Here is a 20,762-nt window from a genome sequence, read left to right as displayed (position 1 = left end):
GCGCCAAACTCAGCGCTAAGTCTTCTAGGTTAATTTTAAACCTAAGACGAGAACCTCATTGGCTCGTGGTGAGAGATGAGCGAGTAAACCCAGCTTCGGCTGGGTTTTTTTCTGCCTTTAAAAGAGCGAAGGTATTCATCAAAGACAATATTAGAGCTTCATCACACTTCAGTAAGCCAAAGAAAATAATCGCAAAAAATTGAAAATTTCTCCTAAAGGATATGCATACGTCGCCGTTAAAGGGACTGAGAGAAATGAGATGTACCTAAGTGAGGTGAGAGACACGACGGTACATTCACTAAGCCTTAAGGAGATCAATTATGGCGATTAACGTTAATACTAACGTTTCTGCGATGACCGCACAGCGTTACCTAAACCACGCGGCTGAAGGTCAACAAAAATCAATGGAGCGTTTGTCTTCGGGTTATAAAATCAATAGCGCGAAAGATGATGCTGCAGGTCTACAGATTTCAAACCGTTTGAACGCTCAAAGCCGTGGCCTAGACATGGCTGTGAAAAACGCGAACGACGGTATCTCCATTGCACAGGTTGCTGAAGGTGCAATGAATGAATCTACCAACATCCTACAACGTATGCGTGACCTATCGCTTCAATCTGCGAACGGTTCTAACTCAAAAGCAGAACGTGTAGCGATCCAAGAAGAAGTAACAGCGCTAAACGACGAACTAAACCGTATCGCTGAAACAACCTCTTTCGGTGGTAACAAACTGCTTAACGGTACGTACGGTACTCAATCTTTCCAAATCGGTGCGGACTCTGGCGAAGCTGTAATGCTTTCTATGGGCAGCCTACGTTCTGATACTTCAGCAATGGGTGGTAAGAGCTACTCAGCAGAAGAAGGTAAAGATGCATCTTGGACAGTTGGTGATAAAACTGAGCTTAAAATGAGCTACACCAACAAACAAGGGGAAGAGAAAGAACTTACCATCAAGGCTAAGCAAGGCGACGACATCGAGCAGCTAGCAACTTACATCAACGGTCAAAGCGAAGATGTAAAAGCGTCTGTTGGTGAAGACGGCAAGCTACAAGTATTTGCTTCTACTCAGAAAGTAAATGGTGAAGTTGAGTTCTCTGGCAACCTAGCTGGCGAGATCGGTTTTGGTGATGCGAAAGACGTAACGGTTAAAGACATCGACGTAACAACGGTTGCAGGCTCTCAAGAAGCTGTAGCAGTTATCGACGGTGCACTTAAATCAGTAGACAGCCAACGTGCGTCACTAGGTGCTTTCCAGAACCGTTTCAACCACGCAATCAGCAACCTAGACAACATTAACGAAAACGTTAATGCATCTAACAGCCGTATTAAAGATACTGATTACGCGAAAGAAACAACAGCGATGACTAAGTCGCAAATTCTTCAGCAAGCAAGTACTTCAATCCTGGCTCAAGCGAAGCAGTCACCATCTGCAGCGCTAAGCTTGTTGGGCTAACAAGGTCGACCCAGCCTAGTGCTTAGGTCACCAAAACGATAGATCCTATCGTTAGCTCATAAGGTGGAAGGGAGATTGTAATGGAAATATCCTCCTACGCATCGAACATCCAGCCTTACGGCACACCGAATGGCACAAATGTTGCAAATAAAAATGGCAACGGCATAGGTACGCCTAGCACAGCAAGTTCAACCGGTGACGTTTCGCCGCAAAAAGCGAAAGGCACCGAGCACGACTTCTCTGTTCAAGCGGCAATCGAGATGGCGGAAAGCCGTCAGGAGCTAAACAGAGAAGAACGTGAAAAAATGGTCGAACAAATGAATGAGTTTGTCTCGTCCATCAACAAAGGAGTGGCGTTTCGTGTGGATGAAGAATCCGGCAGAGACGTTGTGACGATTTACGAAACCAATACTGGTGATGTGATTCGTCAATTTCCTGATGAAGAACTGCTAGTGGTATTGCGTCGCCTAGCTGAGCACACAGCTAACAGCGGTTTGTTAGTTGAAAAAGTGTAAGTCGTTTTTGAGGTGATTTAATGAGTTTAGGCCCTGTGGGGATGTCTGGCGGCATGGATATTAATTCCATGGTCAGCAAAATTGTGGATGCGGAACGTGTGCCTAAGCAGCAACGCATCGACAACGATCGCACGACAATCAATGCCAGTATCAGTGCCTATGGGCGACTCAGAGAATCGTTGGATACGATGAAAAATCTCATGGCGAACTTTCGTCAGGAGAAAGCGTTTGCCGTCCGCACGGTTGAAACCACGGACGACAATATCGTATCGGCCACCGCAACCACTGACGCTATAGCCGGTAAGTATGCTATCGATGTGTTGCAGCTTGCACAGAGCCACAAAGTCGCTTCTGACGTATTGCCAGAAGACGCAAAATTTGGTCCTGGTAAGCTGCAGATTTCGCTTGGTGATGACCGTTTTAATATCGAGGTTCGTTCTCGATCTAAGCTCATCGATGTCGTACGCGGCATCAATGGCGCTAAAGACAACCCTGGCGTTCGTGCTTCCGTCATTAATGATGTCGAAGGACCGCGTCTTATCCTTGCCTCAAACCTCTCTGGTAAGGATCATCAAATCAAAGTCAGCGTGGAAGCCGAAAGAGGCAACCCTCTGAAATATTTCGAATACCAAACACTTGAAGACCGAGTTAATGCGCTTGAAGAAGCACGTGCTGCGGCAGAAGAAGTGTTAGGGCCATTACAAGCTCCGCAACAACCGGATCAACCAGAAATTCTGGATGAGAACGGCAACCCTCTACCTCCAGAAGCGCAAAAAGCGGCAGATAATGCACAAGATGATGCATCGCAAGAGCCGATCTCTGCTGCTGGTGCAGAGGCTGCTAAAGCCGGACAAGAAGCCATTGATAAGGCCAATCAACGTTCGAGCTTGCGACCTGAAGAGCGCATTCCAGGTTGGACAGAAACTGCGTCAGGCACCTTGCTGGATTCATACGAAGAGCCAGAACTGGAACTGGACGAAAAGGCGATAGAGAAAGCGCCGGATGTTCCAGGTTGGAATAATGCCGCCTCAGGCACATTGACGGATTCTTACGTTACGACCAAAGAAGCTAAGCAGCTCCTAGAACAAGAAAAAGCAGAAATCGAGCAGAAAATTGCGGATGAAAAGCAAGAACTCGACGCAAAAGTCGAACGTGGTGAGCTTTCCGAAGAGCAAGCCAAGCAAATTCATCGTGCGAAACTCGATCCTCAAGAGCGTGAACGTCTAGAAAAAATCGACGAAGCAGAAGCCAAAATCGCAAAAGCGCAATCCTCATTCGAAGAATACCTTGGTATGACAGAGGTACAAGCGGGGCAAGACTCTGAAGTGCTGCTTGACGGCGTGGCAAAACTTTCAAGCCATAACAACGTAATTGAAGATGCCATTGAAGGCGTAGATTTGACACTTAAAGGCAAGTCAGAACCAAACAAGCCGCCGGCAGAAATCGGTGTCGAGTACGACCGTCAAAGTGTACGCAGCGACATCGAAAACTTTGTTTCGGCGTACAACTCGTTTTATCAAACTTCGCAAGCACTCTCGAGTGTGGACCCAACTACCGGCCAAAAAGGGCCGCTAGCTGGTGACAGCACGGTGCGAAGTGCCGATTCACGATTGAAAGCCGTCTTTTCAAGCCGAATCGATCAAGCACCAGAAAATCTGAAATCATTGACAGAATTTGGTATCACCACGACGCGTCAAGGCACGCTTGAAATCAACTATGACATGCTTGACCGTCAGTTGAACAATAACTTCAACGAGTTAGAAAAATTCTTCGGTGGTAACACTGGTTTTGCGAAGCGTATCGAAGATGCGATTCACGGCATCACCGGTATTACGGGTAGCATTCGTACGCGAGAGAAAAGTCTCACAGAACAAAACTACCGTTTGAATGATGACCAAGCGGCATTAGATCGCCGCATGGAAGGGCTGGAAAAGCGTACCCATGCGAAATTTACCGCGATGCAAGACGCGACAGGTAAGATGCAGGGTCAACTTGGGGCTCTTATGAGTGCGTTAGGTTAATAAATGCAAAATGAACTCATAGAAATTAGTGATATAGATCAACTAATTACGCAAGAGCTGGAAAAAGTTGACTTTAATACTGAAGAAATTCTTCGCTTGGTCGATATCAGGGAACGGTTATTGCAAAACCTGTTACCAATTATTCAACAAAATCCCTTGGTAAAACAGGATGCAGAGTGGCAAGACTTGCTGACTCGTACCAAAAGAATTGTCGAGCTGATGCAATCAGAAACGTCAAAGGTCGGAAAAGAGCTTCACAAATTCCGTTATGGCCAACGTTCGCTTCAGCAGTACAAAAAATTTATTTAAAAGAGGATTACTATGCGCGGTTCTTTGCAAGCATACAAAAAAGTATCAGTCGACAGCCAGCTGAGCGCGGCTTCTCCGCACAAAGTCATTCAAATGCTTATGGCTGGTGCAATTGAGCGCCTTATTCAAGGCAAAGCAGCCATGCAAGCAGGCAATATCCCAGCAAAAGGCGAGCGTTTAGGTAAAGCACTCGACATTATTATTGCGCTACGCAGCTGTTTGTCGATGGAAGATGGTGGTGACATTGCTTCAAACTTAGATTCATTGTATGAGTTTATGATCACGCAGATTTCTGCGGCAAACCACCAGAATGATCCACAGCCGATCGACGACGTTATTGACATTATTCGTGAGATTAAATCGGCTTGGGATCAGATCCCAACAGAGTTCCACAACTTGACAGCAGCAGAAGTCGGCATTTAATAATCAAAACAATGCTTTAGGATCGACTTAAAACATTAAGACTGCATTAGCAACAAGTTGCGCATGAAAGTTACAATCGAGCTCACACCTCTATATTGCTTGGTTGCCTTATTTTCATATTCAAATAAAATAGAAGCCATTAGTAGCCCTAATGGCTTTTTTTGTTGCTGATTTTCCTATTTTGTCGATCGTAAATTGAGTGTGGTGTTTCCGCCTTCTTTAGCACCCAATTGCGCAAATCCAGGTTTGGCCGCAACGCACCTAAAATAAAGGCAATCATTCTTACTTATGCAAGGTTTGGCAAAGCTGCTTGTAATTGATGATGACGCATCAAGTCGTTTGAATTTAAGCAATATATTGGAATTTGTTGGAGAAAGTTGCGAAGCTGTCGGTTCTGAACAGCTAGGCGATGTTGATTGGTCTAGCGTATGGTCAGGCTGTATCGTTGGCAATATCTCAGCAGGTCGAGCGGCAACTGCCGTGATGGCTCGTCTCAACGATGCATACCATATCCCACTTCTTGTCTTGGGCAGCTTTCCTTTGCCTGTGGACGATCTCCCAAACTTTGTTGGCGAATTAGAGCAACCGCTAAATTACCCACAGCTTAGTGAAGCGTTACGTCACTGCAAAGATTTTCTTGGCCGTAAAGGGGTCAATGTTGTTGCTAGTGCGCGTAAAAACACGCTGTTTCGTAGCTTAGTAGGGCAGAGTCGCGGCATTCAAGAAGTTCGTCATCTTATTGAGCAAGTATCGGGTACAGAAGCCAATGTCTTGATCCTTGGTGAATCGGGTACGGGTAAAGAAGTGGTAGCACGTAACATTCACTACCATTCGTCATACCGCAATGGTGCGTTTGTGCCAATTAACTGTGGTGCAATCCCACCGGAGCTACTCGAAAGCGAATTGTTTGGCCACGAAAAAGGCGCGTTTACTGGTGCGTTAACGGCGCGTAAAGGTCGATTTGAATTAGCAGACGGTGGCACGATCTTCCTTGATGAAATTGGTGACATGCCAATGTCGATGCAAGTGAAGTTATTGCGTGTACTTCAAGAACGTTGTTTTGAGCGAGTTGGCGGAAACTCGACAATCAAAGTCAACGTGCGTGTGGTTGCTGCGACACACCGTAATCTGGAAAGCATGATCGAAGAGGGCACGTTCCGTGAAGATTTGTTCTATCGTTTGAACGTTTTCCCAATCGAAATGCCAGCGCTAAAAGAGCGTAAGCAAGATATCCCATTGTTATTGCAGGAGCTGATGACACGTCTGGAAGCCGAAGGCGGCCAGCCAATCTGTTTCACGCCGCGTGCGATCAACTCTTTGATGGAACACCACTGGCCGGGTAACGTGCGCGAGTTAGCTAACCTTGTTGAGCGCATGATCATTTTGTACCCAAACAGTCTGGTTGATGTGAACCATCTTCCGACGAAATATCGCTACAGTGATATTCCAGAGTTCCAACCTGAAGGTAATCCGTTCACTTCGATTGAAGAGCAAGAGCGCGATGTGTTCCAAGACATCTTCTCGGAAGATTTCAGCTTTGACGAGCAAAGCGATCTGGATCACAACATGAATGCGCCTCAAGCGTTACCACCAGAAGGGGTGAACCTAAAAGAGCTATTAGCAGATTTGGAAGTCAACATGATCAGCCAAGCGTTAGAAGCGCAAGGTGGGGTCGTTGCAAGGGCTGCAGATATGCTGGGTATGCGCCGTACAACGTTGGTTGAGAAAATGCGCAAGTATAATTTGCAGCGTTAGATCGAGCTTCAGTTCAATCACAAAAGTTATCTTTTCTGACATTAAAATCAGACATTTCTCGGTGTCAACTTATTGTCGATAACATAACGTCATGATAAATATAAAAAATAGCTTGGTACGCTAATTGCTTACCAAGCTATTTTACTTTTTAGTGGCGATATTTCGACAGGCAGTGAATGGACAATAACACCAACCAATCCCATTTAGACTCAGTAGAAAACCAAGTTGAGCGCTATAAGCAGGTATTGGATGTGATGCCCGCAGGGGTTATTTTGCTCGACACGTATGGTGTTGTGCGAGAAGCAAACCCCGAGGCGCACCGAATTCTAGAAATCCCACTGGTTAACGAGAAATGGTTCAACATCATTCAAGCGGCTTTTGATCCGCGTGAAGATGATGGCCACGAAGTGTCACTGCGTAATGGTCGCAAAGTGCGTTTGGCGATTTCTGCCTCCGCGACAGGGCAGCTGATCCTCATCACCGACTTAACCGAAACCCGTTTACTGCAAGCTCGTGTGAGTGATCTACAACGTCTTTCTTCATTAGGGCGTATGGTTGCATCGCTAGCGCATCAAGTGAGAACGCCGCTGTCGAGCGCAATGTTGTACGCCTCTAATTTGGGCGCGCCTAATCTTCCGCCAGCGACGAGAGAGCGCTTCCAAAGTAAATTAATGGATCGACTGCACGATTTGGAGAAGCAGGTTAATGATATGCTGCTTTTTGCCAAAGGTGGTGATAATAAAGTCATTAAGCCATTTACGATTGCTCAATTGGTTGCTGAATACCAACCAATGGTCGAAACCGCTCTTAAAAACAACAACATTGATTACTTCCTCGAAGTAGAAGAAGAACAGACCGAATTGCTTGGCAACGCGAATGCTATCGCCTCTGCACTGAGTAACTTGGTGATGAACGCGATTCAAATGTCAGGCAAAGAGTCGCAAATCGACATCTTTTTCCGCCCGGTAAACGGTGAACTGCGCATTTCTGTGCAAGACAGCGGCCCGGGTGTACCACAAGAACTACAGGCCAAAATTATGGAGCCATTTTTTACCACGCGTTCTCAAGGAACCGGGTTAGGGCTGGCTGTCGTTCAAATGGTTTGCCGTGCCCATGACGGCCGATTGGAACTTATTTCAGAGCAGGGTGATGGAGCCTGCTTTACCATGTGCATTCCGCTGGAGCGAGTGCAATCAGAAGCGCAATAAGCGGCTTCTGGTAATAACAATTACTGGAGAATCAGAATGGCGCAAAGCAAAGTGCTGATCGTAGAAGACGACGAAGGTCTTCGTGAAGCCCTCGTGGATACTCTGGCTCTGGCAGGGTATGAATGGTTAGAAGCCGATAGTGCAGAAGACGCATTAGTAAAGCTGAAATCAAATGCGGTTGATATCGTGGTATCTGACGTGCAAATGGCAGGTATGGGTGGCTTAGCGCTGCTGCGTAACATCAAACAAAATTGGCCGAACTTACCAGTGTTGCTAATGACGGCTTACGCCAATATCGAAGATGCCGTTTCTGCAATGAAAGATGGCGCGATTGATTACATGGCGAAACCATTTGCGCCAGAAGTGCTGCTTAATATGGTAAGCCGTTATGCTCCTATCAAAAGTGATGACAACGGTGATGCTGTCGTTGCTGATGAAAAGAGTCTGCGCTTACTTGCTTTGGCTGACAAAGTGGCTCGCACTGATGCGAACGTGATGATCTTAGGCCCAAGCGGTTCAGGTAAAGAAGTGATGTCGCGTTACATTCACAAAGCATCAAACCGTAAAGACGGCCCATTCGTTGCGATTAACTGTGCGGCGATTCCTGACAACATGCTGGAAGCGACGCTATTCGGTTACGAAAAAGGTGCATTCACTGGTGCTGTTCAAGCGTGTCCGGGTAAGTTCGAGCAAGCGCAAGGCGGCACAATCTTACTTGATGAAATCAGCGAGATGGACTTAAACCTGCAAGCGAAGTTATTGCGTGTTCTACAAGAGCGCGAAGTAGAGCGTCTTGGTAGCCGTAAGAGCATCAAGCTAGATGTTCGTGTGTTAGCGACCAGTAACCGTGATCTCAAACAGTATGTGTCGGAGGGTAATTTCCGTGAAGACTTGTACTACCGCCTGAATGTGTTCCCAATCGCATGGCCAGCGCTGAATGAGCGTAAAGGGGACATTGCGCCACTTGCGAAGCATCTTGCCGAGCGTCACTGTAGCAAAATGGGTATGCCTGTTCCTCAGTTCTCGTCAGTTGCAGTGGAAAAACTATTGCAGTACCCATGGCCAGGTAATGTTCGAGAGCTGGATAACGTTGTACAACGCGCGCTGATTTTGAGTGAAAACGGCGATATCGGTGCAGAGCACATCTTGCTAGAAGGCGTGGATTGGCAAGATGCCAACAGCTTGCAATACGTTGTGCAAAGTGCAGAAACATTGGTCCCTGATGTCAAGCCTGTTGCTCAAGCTGAATCCGTCAACCGCGTTAACACTGGCGGCGAGGGATTGGGTGGCGAGCTGCGCGATCAAGAGTACGCGATCATTCTAGAAACCTTGGTGGAATGTAATGGCCGACGCAAAGAAATGGCAGAGAAATTGGGCATAAGCCCACGTACTCTGCGCTACAAACTTGCCAAAATGCGTGACGCGGGTATAGATATTCCGAGTTAGGTTTCACACGCGTAGCCATAAGACAAAAGTGTGAGTAAACTATACTGCTGGCGTCTTATGGCACATAAATTGCTGTGTCAATATTTAGTTTAAATAGATAGTCAAACTTTTGGCTCAGAGGTGATAATGAAAGTTGATGGTATCCAGGCCGAAATGCGCGCCATGATGGTTGAAGCGACCAACACCACTCCGACAGGAACGGGTGCGAAAGTGGGTGCAGATTTCAATGATCTCCTAACCAAAGCCATCAATAACGTAAACTCACTTCAAAAATCATCTGGCGATCTACAAACGCGTTTTGATCGTGGTGATGCCGATGTTTCCTTATCTGACGTCATGATTGCTCGTAACAAATCCAGTGTTGCTTTTGAAGCCACTGTTCAAATCCGCAATAAGCTCGTTGAGGCCTACAAAGACCTCATGAACATGCCAGTGTAATTTAGGTAATAAGTGTGGCAGACAAGTCTACAGATTTAACCGTCACTGATGGCGGCTCAGATGGCGCACTGGTTTCTAGCTCCGATATGGATGTGGAAAGCCAAAATCCAGATTTAGAAGAGCGCAGTGCATCAAAATTCGATATGGCCGTGGGCGACCTCGATTTGCTTCGACAGGTCGTGCTTGTGCTATCGATCTCTATCTGTGTTGCGTTAATCGTGATGTTGTTCTTCTGGGTAAAAGAACCAGAAATGCGTCCGCTTGGCGCTTACGACACTGAAGAACTGATCCCTGTTCTGGATTACCTTGACCAGCAAAAAATCAATTACAAACTCGATGGTAATACCGTTTCGGTGGAGTCGAGCGAGTACAACTCAATCAAATTAGGCATGGTACGTTCGGGCGTCAATCAAGCGACCGAAGCGGGTGATGACATTCTGCTGCAAGACATGGGCTTTGGTGTTTCTCAGCGCCTAGAGCAAGAACGTCTTAAGCTCAGCCGTGAGCGTCAGCTAGCTCAAGCCATAGAAGAAATGAAGCAGGTTCGCAAAGCGCGAGTGTTGTTGGCGTTGCCGAAACACAGTGTGTTTGTGCGTCATAACCAAGAAGCTTCCGCCTCAGTATTTTTGACGCTATCGACAGGCGCCAACCTCAAGCAGCAAGAAGTGGACTCGATTGTCGATATGGTCGCGAGTGCTGTTCCAGGCATGAAGACATCGCGCATTACCGTCACGGATCAGCATGGACGTTTGTTGAGCTCTGGTTCGCAAGATCCGGCGTCTGCCGCGCGTCGTAAAGAGCAAGAGTTAGAACGCAGCCAAGAACAAGCATTGCGTGAAAAAATCGACTCTGTTCTGTTGCCTATTCTTGGTTTTGGTAACTACACCGCGCAAGTGGATATCCAAATGGATTTCAGTGCGGTTGAGCAAACTCGTAAACGTTTCGACCCAAATACGCCATCGACCCGCAGTGAGTACGCGCTAGAAGATTACAACAACGGCAACATGGTAGCTGGCATTCCGGGGGCGCTTAGTAATCAGCCTCCGGCGGATGCTTCTATTCCGCAAGACGTCGCGCAAATGAAAGACGGATCGGTAATGGGGCAAGGCTCTGTACGTAAAGAATCGACCCGCAACTTCGAGCTAGATACCACGATTAGCCATGAGCGTAAGCAAACGGGCACCGTGGCGCGCCAGACTGTTTCAGTTGCCATCAAAGACCGTCGCCAAGTTAATCCAGATACAGGTGAAGTGACTTACACACCAATGTCGGAAGGTGAAATCAACGCGATTCGTCAGGTGTTGATTGGCACCGTCGGCTTTGATCAATCTCGTGGTGATTTACTTAACGTATTGAGCGTCAAGTTTGCCGAGCCAGAAACCGAGCAGCTTGTTGACCAACCAATTTGGGAACACCCGAACTTCAACGATTGGGTTCGTTGGTTCGCCAGCGCTTTAGTTATCATCGTGGTTGTGCTTGTACTGGTTCGCCCTGCAATGAAGAAACTGCTTAACCCAGCTGGTGATGACGACGATGAAATGTACGGCCCAGACGGCTTGCCAATTGGTGCCGATGGCGAAACCAGCCTAATTGGTAGCGACATTGAAAGCAGTGAGCTGTTTGAATTTGGTTCAAGTATCGATCTGCCTAACCTTCATAAAGATGAAGACGTACTGAAAGCGGTTCGTGCACTTGTAGCGAACGAACCAGAGCTAGCGGCTCAAGTTGTGAAAAACTGGATGAACGAAAATGGCTAACGATATCGTACCTCAAGATGAAAACGGCGCAGGCATGCCAGTTGAGTTTGATGCCTCCACCATTACTGGTGAAGAGAAAGCGGCCATTTTGTTATTAAGTCTGAATGAGCAAGATGCGGCTGGCATCATCCGTCATTTAGAACCGAAACAAGTACAGCGCGTTGGTAGTGCAATGGCGCGTGCAAAAGATTTAAGCCAAGAGAAAGTATCGGCGGTGCACCGTACGTTTTTGGAAGATATCCAGAAATACACCAACATTGGTATGGGCAGCGAAGACTTTATGCGTAATGCCTTGGTGGCCGCGCTGGGAGAAGACAAAGCGAACAACTTGGTTGATCAAATTCTGCTGGGTACCGGTTCGAAAGGTCTGGATTCATTGAAATGGATGGACCCACGCCAAGTGGCAAGCATTATCGTCAACGAACACCCGCAAATTCAAACCATCGTATTGTCGTACTTGGAAGCGGATCAGTCAGCGGAAATTCTTTCTCAGTTCCCAGAGCGTGTGCGTTTGGATCTGATGATGCGTATTGCCAACCTTGAAGAGGTTCAGCCATCAGCATTGGCAGAGCTAAACGAGATCATGGAGAAGCAGTTCGCGGGTCAAGCGGGTGCACAAGCAGCCAAAATTGGCGGCCTGAAGGCAGCAGCCGAGATCATGAACTACCTAGACAACAACGTCGAAGGTATCTTGATGGAACAAATCCGCGACCAAGACGAAGACATGGCGACGCAAATCCAAGACCTTATGTTCGTCTTCGAGAATTTGGTCGAAGTGGACGACCAAGGTATTCAGAAATTGCTGCGTGATGTACCGCAAGACGTTCTACAAAAAGCACTTAAAGGTGCCGATGATTCTCTACGTGAGAAAGTCTTCAAGAACATGTCTAAGCGTGCCGCTGAGATGATGCGTGACGACATCGAAGCGATGCCACCAGTACGTGTGGCAGATGTAGAAGCGGCGCAGAAAGAAATCCTGGCGATTGCTCGTCGTATGGCCGACGCTGGCGAAATCATGCTTTCTGGCGGCGCAGACGAGTTCTTATAATCTCTATAGCCCTGCGACCTTCTTGTTGCGGGGCACCTTCACTTCAAATCTAATACACAGTAGGTAACCCATGGCTGGCGATAGAAAACGTGGATTTATCCGTCCTGATGAAGATGATGCGCTGATTGAACCGCAACGTTGGGGTTTGCCCGACTATGGCGATTCAAAGGAAAAAAAAGCCAAACAGACTGCGTTTAACTATGATCCTAGCTGGGTGCCAAACTTTGACGAGCCAGAAGAAGAGCAAGCTCTTGAACTGACAGAAGAACAGATCGAACTGATCAAGCAAGGCGCTTATCAAGAAGGTTTGTACCAAGGTCAAGAAGCTGGCTTTAAGCAAGGGTACGACAAAGGCAAAGAAGAAGGCTTGCAAGCAGGCCATGCCGAGGGCTTAGAGCTGGGTAAAGCAGAAGGCGTTTCTGCTGGCCAAGAGTTTATTCAACAGCAGGTTGAAGTGTTTATGAATCTCGCCAACCAGTTTGCTCAACCTTTGGAGCTGATGAATGCTCAGGTAGAGAAGCAACTGGTGGACATGGTGCTGTGCTTAGTCAAAGAAGTGGTGCATGTTGAGGTTCAAACCAATCCACAAATTATCCTCGATACGGTTAAGCAGTCGGTAGAAGCGCTGCCGATTTCTGGCCATCCAATCACATTGCATCTCAACCCTGAAGATGTTGCCATCATTCGCTCTGCGTATGGTGAAGAAGATTTAGATTGCCGTAACTGGAAACTGGTTTCTGAGCCATCACTTAATCGTGGCGATGTGCAAATCGAAGCAGGCGAATCGAGCATTAACTACCGCATGGAAGAGCGCATCAAGAGTGTGCTGCACAGCTTTTGTGGCGCGAACCGTCACCAAGAGGGCGAGTAATCCATGCAAGCTTTGGCCGATCGCCTCAAAAACTACAAAGTTGAAGGCTTAACCACGCGCCCGGTCGCTTCTGGCAAATTGGTGCGCGTTGTTGGTTTGACCTTAGAAGCAACGGGCTGTCGTGCGCCGATCGGCAGTCTATGTTTGGTTGAAACCATGTCTGGTCACATGGAAGCCGAAGTAGTTGGGTTTTCTGGTGACAACTTGTATTTGATGCCGAGTGAGCAAATCACCGGTATTTTGCCCGGTGCAAAAGTGACGCCACTTACCAGCGAAGCAGGTTTGCCTGTCGGTATGGAGCTGCTTGGCCGCGTTATTGATGGCGTGGGCAATCCGCTGGATGGACTTGGCCCGATTTACACTGAGCACCGTGCGTCATTTAATGCGGAACCCATCAACCCACTGGCACGAAAACCGATCTCTGAACCACTCGATGTTGGCTTAAAAGCGATCAACGGTTTGTTGACGGTAGGCAAAGGCCAGCGTATTGGTTTGTTTGCGGGTTCTGGTGTGGGTAAATCGGTCACGCTAGGCATGATGACACGAGGCACTACGGCGCAAGTGGTGGTGGTAGGTCTGATCGGTGAACGTGGACGCGAAGTTAAAGAGTTTATTGAAGAGATTTTGGGCGAAGACGGACGTCGTCGCTCAGTTGTGGTGGCTGCACCAGCTGATGCATCTCCGTTGATGCGTTTGAAGGGGTGTCAAACGGCACTTACGATTGCCGAGTACTTCCGCGACCAAGGTTTGGATGTACTGTTGCTGATGGATTCACTGACCCGTTTTGCTCAAGCGCAGCGTGAAATTGCCTTGTCGGTTGGTGAACCGCCAGCCACCAAAGGTTATCCGCCTTCGGTATTTGCCAAGTTGCCTGCGCTGGTGGAACGTGCGGGTAATGGCAGCCCAGAGCAAGGCTCGATCACCGCTTTCTTTACCGTTTTAACCGAAGGTGACGATCTGCAAGACCCGATCGCCGATGCGTCTCGTGCCATTCTCGATGGTCACATTGTTTTGTCGCGTGAAATGGCAGACGCGGGTCATTACCCTGCGATTGACGTCGAGAAATCGGTCAGCCGTGTGATGCCTCAGATCACCACCGAAGAACATGTGTTGATGTCGAAAGCGGTACGTCAGGTCTTGTCTATTTGTCGCAAAAATCAAGATTTGGTGTCGATTGGGGCGTACAAGCCGGGCACCGATCCGGCTATCGATGGCGCATTTACATTAAAGCCGAAGCTAGACGAATACTTGCAGCAGCGTATGAAAGAATCGGTGCCATACGACATGTGCGTCAATATGCTCAGAAGTATTTTGGGTGGGTAATAGCGTATGAATAATGCGATGGAATTCCTACTTGAGCAGACCAAAGAGCGCGAAGACCAAGCCGTACTTGCGCTGAACAAAGCGCGCTCTGAGCTTGAAGACTATTACCGTCAGGTTGAGCAAATCGAGAAATATCGTCTCGATTACTGCCAGCAGTTGGTGGATCGTGGTCAAGCGGGTTTAACCGCCAGCCAATACGGGCATCTCAACCGATTCTTATGTCAGCTTGACGAGACACTATCAAAGCAAAAGCAAGCAGAGCATCACTTCAAAGAACAAGTCGAAAACTGCAAAGACTACTGGCTCAAGATGCGCCAAGAACGCATGTCTTACGAGTGGATGATCGAAAAGAAAGCGAAAGAAAAGCAAATCGCGGAAGCCAAACGTGAGCAAAAGCAAATGGATGAGTTTTCCACGCTGTTGTTTAGCCGTAAGGCCAAGCCGTTCTAATTTTTGTTGGAGTTGATCTCGCTTCCACTCTTTTCGTGTGCGTTGTTCGTCAGGAAAATAGCCTTATGCGTTGGCGTGATTTTTGCAAATTCATGGTTTAATTATCTAATTTTGCCTCTGATGGGCAATCTGGTCACGCCATAAAAAGGCGTAGCTAAAAACGAGAAAGTTTTTATGAATGTGAATTTGTCTAATGTTTCTGCGACTAGCAAGACCTCGGTTTCTGAGTCTTCCGCAAAAGCACCTACAGAAAGCTCTGAAAGCAAAGGTTTTTTTGAAACCTTAGCGGGAGTTTTTACAGGTTCACAAAAAGCAGAAAAAGCGGTCACTCAAACAGCAAGTACAGATGCAAAGACCGACGTTAGCGCCACAGAAGGTGAAACGGTCGAGAAGAATGGCGAGAGCCAAGAATCAGTCGCGAACCGTGAGAGTGTCGACGGAAAAGCGGCTGATGCATTGCTAGAGCATGAAGGCGTAAAAGCCGTTGCTGACGAATCCGAGCAAACTTCGGAAGCATTTCAAGAAGAAGGTAAAGCCCCCGTCGTAGCGAAGCAAGCTTTGTCGCCAATGGAGTCAGAGGCTCAGTTGGATTCAAAACAAAGCGCTCAGAACACAGACTCGCAAGATAAGATAGCGGTGGCCAGTGCGATGGGAGAAGGTCAGCAACTACTCGGTCGTATTGAACAAGCGAACCAAGCATTGCAAACCAATGATTCTTTTGTTGATAGCGGCAAGGGTTTGCCTCTACAGACGACGCAAGCAACCTCTTTCTCTGCTCCAGTGTCGAAACTGGTCGAAACAGATGACGCAAAAGCGCTAGCAGCGTTGCAATCGACGCCTTCTGTTGAGCAAGTAAATTTGGCGGCCGAGCAGCAACTGGAACCAATCTTAGATGCCAATGGAAAGCCGATTGATATTGAGAAGCTACAATCTCAATCAACTGAATGGCAAAACCTGACTGCGCCTCCTGTAATGGATACTTCAGCAATGCAACAAGCTCAGGCGAACACCTCAGGTGCATTGGATGGTTCGGTGTCACTTGACCCTGAGACGCTCGGCTTTGAAGGTCAGGCGGTTCAGCTGGTTTCAATTGATGAGCTGGAAGTCATTGATACCAAGTTGGCGCAAGGCAAACCTCTGAGCGAACAAGAAATCAATGTCATTGAAGGTTTGAGAACGGGTGACGTCGTCGCGGATATTCCTGAGCAAGAGCTAGCCCAGTTGGTTGCGCTGCCTACGGACGTGAAAGCCATTCTTGCGGAGCAAAATACAACGCAGCATAACAATGTACGAAACGGCAGTGAACGAACAGCCGCTACAGTCGCGATGGGGCAACAAGCACAATACGTAAACGCGCAAGAGATGAAGCACGCCGCTGCGCAAGCGCCAATGGCTCAACATGCCGATAAACTTGCATCCGCACCAATGCCTGATGCGCTGGTGGCGAATAATTTCAACCCAGCAGTTCAAATGGCTGCTAATGGGGAAGTGAGCCACAAAGCGATCAATGCCGCGTTAAGTGCAGGTGCGTTGAAAGCTACGGCGAGCCAGCAAGATAAGCCAGAGTCGCAATACGGATTAGCAGGACAGCTGCAAGCGGCAGCAGGTCAACAAGGTGTAGCAGCCCAACAGCAAACCCGAGCGGAAGCCGCTCAGCAAGCGCAACTGCCTCTGCAATTAACAAAAGAGCTCGCTAATGAGCAAGTGGCGGAAAAAGTACAAATGATGATGTCGAAGAACTTGAAGAACCTCGACATCCGACTTGACCCACCAGAGCTTGGCCGTATGCAAATTCGCATGACGATGAACAACGATTTGGCCAACGTGCATTTTACGGTTACCAACCCCCAAGCGCGTGACATTATTGAACAAACGTTGCCTCGTTTACGTGAAATGTTGGCTCAACAAGGGATGCAACTGGCGGATTCCTCGGTTCAGCAGCAAAGCAGTGGACAACAGCAAAGTGGTTACGCAGCGGCTGAACAAAATGGCCAAGGCACGTCTGGACGCGGTTTTTCTGGCCAGTCAGACGAAAACTTTGATGCCGACGTGAATCTTGATTTGAATGTGGTTTCAAAGCGTGATGGAATTAGTTTTTACGCCTAATGTCGTAACCTCAACCATCTTGAACAAGAACAAATAACTAGAGAAAACAATGGCAGAAGAACAGCTACAAGGTGCCGATGCACCAAAAGGTAAAAGCAAGCTACTGATCATCATTATTGCAGTCGTGGTTCTGCTCGGTGGTGGTGGCGCGGCGGCGTTCTTTTTAATGGGATCGGATGATTCGGCTCAAGCCGCAGAGGCGGAGTCGCAGCAAACACAGGCCGCAGCGGCTAACCCAATTGCGTACGTGAATCTTCCGCAACCGTTCATTTTTAACGTGACGGGTGACCGTCGCGATAGACTGGTGCAAATCAAAGCGCAGCTTATGGTACGTGGCTCTGAGAATGAGCAGTTGGCGCGTTACCATTCTCCGTTGGTTGAGAGCTCTTTGTTATCAACATTTGCATCGGCAACGGTAGAGCAGCTTCGTTCTCCAACGGGTCGAGTGGAACTGCGAGACCGAGCTTCCGAAGATATTAAAGCAGCTTTAAATGCTGCGGTCGGCAAGCCAGTGATTGAAAAAGTACTGTTTACAGATTTTGTTATTCAATAGGTAAAACGTGACCGATCTATTAAGCCAAGACGAAATTGATGCGCTACTGCACGGGGTTGATGATGTTGATGACATTGATGAGCCCTTAGATAACGACACGGAAGGTGCCGTCAGTTTCGATTTCTCGTCTCAAGACAGGATTGTCCGTGGTCGAATGCCAACGCTCGAACTGATTAACGAGCGTTTTGCACGACACATGCGGATCAGCCTGTTTAACATGCTGCGCAAAACGGCCGAAGTGTCGATCAACGGCGTACAGATGATGAAGTTTGGCGAGTACCAAAATACGTTGTACGTGCCAACCAGTTTGAACATGGTTCGCTTCCGTCCTCTTAAAGGTACGGCATTGATTACCATGGAAGCACGTCTCGTCTTCATTCTGGTAGAAAACTTCTTTGGTGGCGATGGCCGCTTCCACGCCAAAATCGAAGGCCGTGAATTTACGCCAACTGAGCGTCGCATTATCCAGCTACTGCTGAAAATCGTATTTGAAGACTACAAAGAAGCGTGGTCGCCAGTCATGGGCGTCGAGTTTGAATACCTCGATTCTGAAGTAAACCCAAGTATGGCAAACATCGTGAGCCCGACCGAAGTGATTGTCGTGAGCTCATTCCATATTGAAGTGGATGGCGGTGGCGGTGACTTCCATGTCGTAATGCCGTATTCCATGGTCGAGCCAATCCGCGAGTTGCTCGATGCTGGTGTTCAGTCGGACAAGATGGAAACTGACGTACGTTGGAGTTCAGCGCTGCGCGAAGAGATCATGGACTGTCCGGTAAACTTCCGAGTGAACTTGCTGGAAAAAGATATATCGTTGCGCGATTTGATGGAGCTGCAACCAGGCGACATTATTCCGATTGAAATGCCTGAGCACGCTACCATGTTTATCGAAGATTTACCGACTTACCGCGTAAAAATGGGTCGCTCTGAAGACAAGCTTGCAGTGCAAGTCTCTCAAGAGATTGAACGCCCACACGTAGTGAAAACTGATTTAGCCTTCTTGGGCAAAGATATCATGTCTGAGCTTGAGAATGACGATGATAGAGATGATTAAGACTCCTTACTCGTTGATTTGATTGAGTAAGGCTTAACACAGGATAGAAAAATGGAACCAAGTGACGATCAAAAGCTAGCAGACGAATGGGCAGCCGCTCTTGGCGAAGACCCGTCTGCACCTTCTATTGATGTAGATGAAGTATTGGCAGCGCCACTGGAAGAGCTGAAAGATACTTCTCGACCAATTACCGACGATGAACGTCGTAAACTCGATACCATCATGGACATTCCCGTTACCATCTCGATGGAAGTGGGACGTTCGCAAATCAGCATTCGTAACCTATTGCAATTGAACCAAGGTTCGGTCGTAGAGCTAGACCGCCTAGCGGGTGAATCGCTTGATGTCTTGGTTAACGGTACGTTGATTGCGCATGGTGAAGTCGTGGTAGTGAACGACAAGTTTGGTATCCGTTTGACTGATGTGATCAGCCAAACTGAACGCATCAAAAAGCTGCGTTAATATGACAAGTTCAATCACAAAGAGATTGAAGCAAATCACAGGAGCACTCGGTTTAATGCTGAGTGCTCCTTATGCATTTGCGGCTGCACCAAGTAATCTCGATTTAGCGACCACCTTGGGTTCACTTGTGCTGGTTATTGGTGTCATTTTGCTGTTGGCATGGTTGCTTAAACGCATGCAAGTGCCGGCGTTAGGGCAGCAAAAAGGTTTACGCATCGTGAGCCAATTACCTGTCGGCACCAAAGAGCGAATCGCTGTGGTTCAGGTTGGAGAAGAGCAGTTTTTGGTGGGCATCACCAGTCAATCGATCCAAACCTTAGCCAAGCTAGAAAAGCCATTGAAAGAGGAAGAGTTGGCGACCAATGCTTTTGCCAGTCAGTTCAGCCAACTGATCAAGAAAAATGACAAAGGGTAATCCAATCCGTCTGCTTTTTAGCACTGTGGTGCTACTGGTTGGCGTGCTGTTTTCTTCATTTTCGTTTGCTGAGGCAGAGGAATCACCGCTGCCTGCGAATTTAGCAGAAGGGAGCAGTGTGACGGTTCAGGCCATGCAAAGCGATACCGGAGCAAGTCGCTCTATGTCGGTTGGCAACGGTGCTGGTATTCCAGCTTTCACCATGACCACCAATCCGGATGGCAGTGAAGACTATTCTGTTACGTTGCAAATTCTCGCCTTAATGACCATGCTGGGTTTCTTGCCAGCAATGGTGATTTTGATGACGTCTTTCACCCGAATTGTGGTGGTAATGTCGATTCTGCGTCAGGCGATGGGCTTACAACAAACACCATCGAATCAGGTGATCATTGGCATCGCGCTTTTCTTGACCTTCTTTGTCATGTCTCCTGTGCTCAACGAAATCAATGACACGGCTATCCAGCCATACCTCAACGAACAAGTGACAGCGCGCGAAGCATTCGATGCAGCGCAAGTGCCGATGAAGGCCTTCATGCTTAAGCAAACGCGCATTAAGGATTTGGAAACCTTCGTAAATATGTCGGGCGAGCAAGTAACCAATCCAGAAGATGTGTCGATGGCGGTGTTGATTCCCGCTTTTATCACCTCGGAGCTGAAAACGGCGTTCCAAATCGGTTTCATGTTGTTTCTGCCGTTCTTGATCATCGACTTGGTGGTGGCATCGGTTTTGATGGCCATGGGTATGATGATGCTATCGCCAATGATTGTATCGCTGCCGTTTAAGTTGATGCTGTTTGTGTTGGTGGATGGTTGGAACTTGATATTGTCGACCTTAGCCGGCAGTTTCGCCCTTTAGATTGGCACAGAGAAAAGAGGTAAGACATGACTCCTGAAATGTTTGTCGAGCTTTTCCGTGAGGCACTGTGGATGGTGTTGATCATGGTCTGTGCCATTATTATCCCTAGTTTGCTCATCGGTTTGGTCGTGGCGATTTTTCAAGCCGCGACGTCAATTAACGAACAGACGTTAAGCTTCTTACCTCGTTTGATCGTGACTTTGTTAGCTTTGATGCTGTTTGGTCACTGGATGACGCAAATGCTGATGGAATATTTCTTCGGCTTGATTGAGCGCTTGCCTCAGGTTCTGTACTAGAGGCT

22 protein-coding genes are annotated in these 20,762 nt (G+C 47.8%); all 22 read left to right on the top strand.

The window, feature by feature from the left end:
* Window positions 1-203: hypothetical protein (locus OU793_RS16795; protein WP_208036444.1), on the top strand; the 203-nt coding region annotated here is incomplete at its 5' end.
* A gap of 117 nt (window positions 204-320) precedes the next feature.
* On the top strand, window positions 321-1,451 hold the full coding sequence (locus tag OU793_RS16790; RefSeq protein ID WP_005457770.1) for a flagellin: 1,131 nt from the start codon (window positions 321-323) through the stop codon (window positions 1,449-1,451).
* Window positions 1,452-1,531: 80 nt separating this feature from the next.
* Window positions 1,532-1,966: a flagellar protein FlaG gene (gene flaG / locus OU793_RS16785; RefSeq protein ID WP_005457768.1), complete on the top strand. Its 435-nt coding sequence runs from the start codon at window positions 1,532-1,534 to the stop codon at window positions 1,964-1,966.
* A gap of 20 nt (window positions 1,967-1,986) precedes the next feature.
* A complete protein-coding gene (fliD, locus tag OU793_RS16780) occupies window positions 1,987-3,987 on the top strand; it encodes a flagellar filament capping protein FliD (RefSeq protein ID WP_021822575.1) in 2,001 nt (666 codons plus the stop codon).
* Between the two features lie 3 nt (window positions 3,988-3,990).
* On the top strand, window positions 3,991-4,296 hold the full coding sequence (locus OU793_RS16775) for a flagellar protein FliT (protein WP_005457717.1): 306 nt from the start codon (window positions 3,991-3,993) through the stop codon (window positions 4,294-4,296).
* 12 nt (window positions 4,297-4,308) lie between these two features.
* A complete protein-coding gene (fliS, locus tag OU793_RS16770) occupies window positions 4,309-4,719 on the top strand; it encodes a flagellar export chaperone FliS (protein ID WP_005433081.1) in 411 nt (136 codons plus the stop codon).
* A gap of 288 nt (window positions 4,720-5,007) precedes the next feature.
* Complete coding sequence (locus OU793_RS16765; protein ID WP_005481102.1) at window positions 5,008-6,474, top strand: sigma-54 dependent transcriptional regulator; 1,467 nt, start codon at window positions 5,008-5,010, stop codon at window positions 6,472-6,474.
* A 176-nt stretch (window positions 6,475-6,650) separates the two neighbouring features.
* The gene (locus OU793_RS16760) at window positions 6,651-7,682 is read left to right on the top strand and encodes a PAS domain-containing sensor histidine kinase (RefSeq protein WP_005457625.1); all 1,032 of its coding nucleotides are present in this window, start codon (window positions 6,651-6,653) and stop codon (window positions 7,680-7,682) included.
* A 36-nt stretch (window positions 7,683-7,718) separates the two neighbouring features.
* On the top strand, window positions 7,719-9,128 hold the full coding sequence (locus OU793_RS16755; RefSeq protein ID WP_023585362.1) for a sigma-54 dependent transcriptional regulator: 1,410 nt from the start codon (window positions 7,719-7,721) through the stop codon (window positions 9,126-9,128).
* 126 nt (window positions 9,129-9,254) lie between these two features.
* A complete protein-coding gene (gene fliE, locus OU793_RS16750) occupies window positions 9,255-9,566 on the top strand; it encodes a flagellar hook-basal body complex protein FliE (protein ID WP_005457685.1) in 312 nt (103 codons plus the stop codon).
* Window positions 9,567-9,580: 14 nt separating this feature from the next.
* On the top strand, window positions 9,581-11,323 hold the full coding sequence (gene fliF / locus OU793_RS16745; protein WP_005457713.1) for a flagellar basal-body MS-ring/collar protein FliF: 1,743 nt from the start codon (window positions 9,581-9,583) through the stop codon (window positions 11,321-11,323).
* Entirely contained in the window at window positions 11,316-12,371 is a 1,056-nt protein-coding gene (gene fliG, locus OU793_RS16740; RefSeq protein ID WP_005457745.1) for a flagellar motor switch protein FliG, read from the top strand. Before fliF ends, fliG begins: the two co-directional genes overlap by 8 nt.
* Window positions 12,372-12,441: 70 nt before the next feature.
* Window positions 12,442-13,242, top strand: a complete 801-nt coding sequence (gene fliH / locus OU793_RS16735; protein WP_029856598.1) for a flagellar assembly protein FliH — start codon at window positions 12,442-12,444, stop codon at window positions 13,240-13,242.
* A 3-nt stretch (window positions 13,243-13,245) separates the two neighbouring features.
* Complete coding sequence (gene fliI / locus OU793_RS16730) at window positions 13,246-14,565, top strand: flagellar protein export ATPase FliI (protein WP_020838662.1); 1,320 nt, start codon at window positions 13,246-13,248, stop codon at window positions 14,563-14,565.
* 6 nt (window positions 14,566-14,571) lie between these two features.
* A complete protein-coding gene (gene fliJ / locus OU793_RS16725; protein ID WP_005457733.1) occupies window positions 14,572-15,015 on the top strand; it encodes a flagellar export protein FliJ in 444 nt (147 codons plus the stop codon).
* Between the two features lie 174 nt (window positions 15,016-15,189).
* Window positions 15,190-17,121 carry a flagellar hook-length control protein FliK gene (locus OU793_RS16720; protein WP_140118579.1) on the top strand — a complete coding sequence of 644 codons (1,932 nt, stop codon included), beginning with the start codon at window positions 15,190-15,192 and terminating at the stop codon, window positions 17,119-17,121.
* Between the two features lie 49 nt (window positions 17,122-17,170).
* Window positions 17,171-17,674, top strand: coding sequence for a flagellar basal body-associated protein FliL (gene fliL, locus OU793_RS16715; RefSeq protein WP_005457696.1), 504 nt, complete (start codon window positions 17,171-17,173; stop codon window positions 17,672-17,674).
* A 7-nt stretch (window positions 17,675-17,681) separates the two neighbouring features.
* A complete protein-coding gene (fliM, locus tag OU793_RS16710; protein WP_005457756.1) occupies window positions 17,682-18,728 on the top strand; it encodes a flagellar motor switch protein FliM in 1,047 nt (348 codons plus the stop codon).
* 51 nt (window positions 18,729-18,779) lie between these two features.
* On the top strand, window positions 18,780-19,190 hold the full coding sequence (fliN, locus tag OU793_RS16705; RefSeq protein WP_005457660.1) for a flagellar motor switch protein FliN: 411 nt from the start codon (window positions 18,780-18,782) through the stop codon (window positions 19,188-19,190).
* A 1-nt stretch (window position 19,191) separates the two neighbouring features.
* Complete coding sequence (fliO, locus tag OU793_RS16700) at window positions 19,192-19,605, top strand: flagellar biosynthetic protein FliO (protein WP_005457659.1); 414 nt, start codon at window positions 19,192-19,194, stop codon at window positions 19,603-19,605.
* A complete protein-coding gene (gene fliP, locus OU793_RS16695; RefSeq protein ID WP_025587919.1) occupies window positions 19,592-20,461 on the top strand; it encodes a flagellar type III secretion system pore protein FliP in 870 nt (289 codons plus the stop codon). The genes fliO and fliP overlap by 14 nt, the downstream gene beginning before the upstream one ends.
* Before the next feature lie 26 nt (window positions 20,462-20,487).
* Window positions 20,488-20,757, top strand: coding sequence for a flagellar biosynthesis protein FliQ (gene fliQ / locus OU793_RS16690; protein WP_005457784.1), 270 nt, complete (start codon window positions 20,488-20,490; stop codon window positions 20,755-20,757).
* The last annotated feature ends 5 nt before the right edge of the window (window positions 20,758-20,762 follow it).

The sequence above is a fragment of the Vibrio sp. VP6 genome, from assembly GCF_028823755.1.
Lineage (GTDB): Bacteria > Pseudomonadota > Gammaproteobacteria > Enterobacterales > Vibrionaceae > Vibrio > Vibrio parahaemolyticus.
The sequence above is the reverse complement of the archived record's forward strand: the minus strand, read 5'-3'. Positions and strand labels throughout refer to the sequence as shown.

Coding starts and splice junctions, on each gene's coding strand:
- fliJ (WP_005457733.1), top strand. CDS start 14,572: ATGAATAATGCGATGGAATTCCTACTTGAGCAGACCAAAGAGCGCGAA.
- OU793_RS16720 (WP_140118579.1), top strand. CDS start 15,190: ATGAATGTGAATTTGTCTAATGTTTCTGCGACTAGCAAGACCTCGGTT.
- fliH (WP_029856598.1), top strand. CDS start 12,442: ATGGCTGGCGATAGAAAACGTGGATTTATCCGTCCTGATGAAGATGAT.
- fliG (WP_005457745.1), top strand. CDS start 11,316: ATGGCTAACGATATCGTACCTCAAGATGAAAACGGCGCAGGCATGCCA.
- OU793_RS16755 (WP_023585362.1), top strand. CDS start 7,719: ATGGCGCAAAGCAAAGTGCTGATCGTAGAAGACGACGAAGGTCTTCGT.
- fliS (WP_005433081.1), top strand. CDS start 4,309: ATGCGCGGTTCTTTGCAAGCATACAAAAAAGTATCAGTCGACAGCCAG.
- fliQ (WP_005457784.1), top strand. CDS start 20,488: ATGACTCCTGAAATGTTTGTCGAGCTTTTCCGTGAGGCACTGTGGATG.
- flaG (WP_005457768.1), top strand. CDS start 1,532: ATGGAAATATCCTCCTACGCATCGAACATCCAGCCTTACGGCACACCG.
- fliL (WP_005457696.1), top strand. CDS start 17,171: ATGGCAGAAGAACAGCTACAAGGTGCCGATGCACCAAAAGGTAAAAGC.
- fliN (WP_005457660.1), top strand. CDS start 18,780: ATGGAACCAAGTGACGATCAAAAGCTAGCAGACGAATGGGCAGCCGCT.
- OU793_RS16775 (WP_005457717.1), top strand. CDS start 3,991: ATGCAAAATGAACTCATAGAAATTAGTGATATAGATCAACTAATTACG.
- OU793_RS16790 (WP_005457770.1), top strand. CDS start 321: ATGGCGATTAACGTTAATACTAACGTTTCTGCGATGACCGCACAGCGT.
- OU793_RS16765 (WP_005481102.1), top strand. CDS start 5,008: ATGCAAGGTTTGGCAAAGCTGCTTGTAATTGATGATGACGCATCAAGT.
- fliO (WP_005457659.1), top strand. CDS start 19,192: ATGACAAGTTCAATCACAAAGAGATTGAAGCAAATCACAGGAGCACTC.
- fliE (WP_005457685.1), top strand. CDS start 9,255: ATGAAAGTTGATGGTATCCAGGCCGAAATGCGCGCCATGATGGTTGAA.
- fliI (WP_020838662.1), top strand. CDS start 13,246: ATGCAAGCTTTGGCCGATCGCCTCAAAAACTACAAAGTTGAAGGCTTA.
- OU793_RS16760 (WP_005457625.1), top strand. CDS start 6,651: ATGGACAATAACACCAACCAATCCCATTTAGACTCAGTAGAAAACCAA.
- fliD (WP_021822575.1), top strand. CDS start 1,987: ATGAGTTTAGGCCCTGTGGGGATGTCTGGCGGCATGGATATTAATTCC.
- fliP (WP_025587919.1), top strand. CDS start 19,592: ATGACAAAGGGTAATCCAATCCGTCTGCTTTTTAGCACTGTGGTGCTA.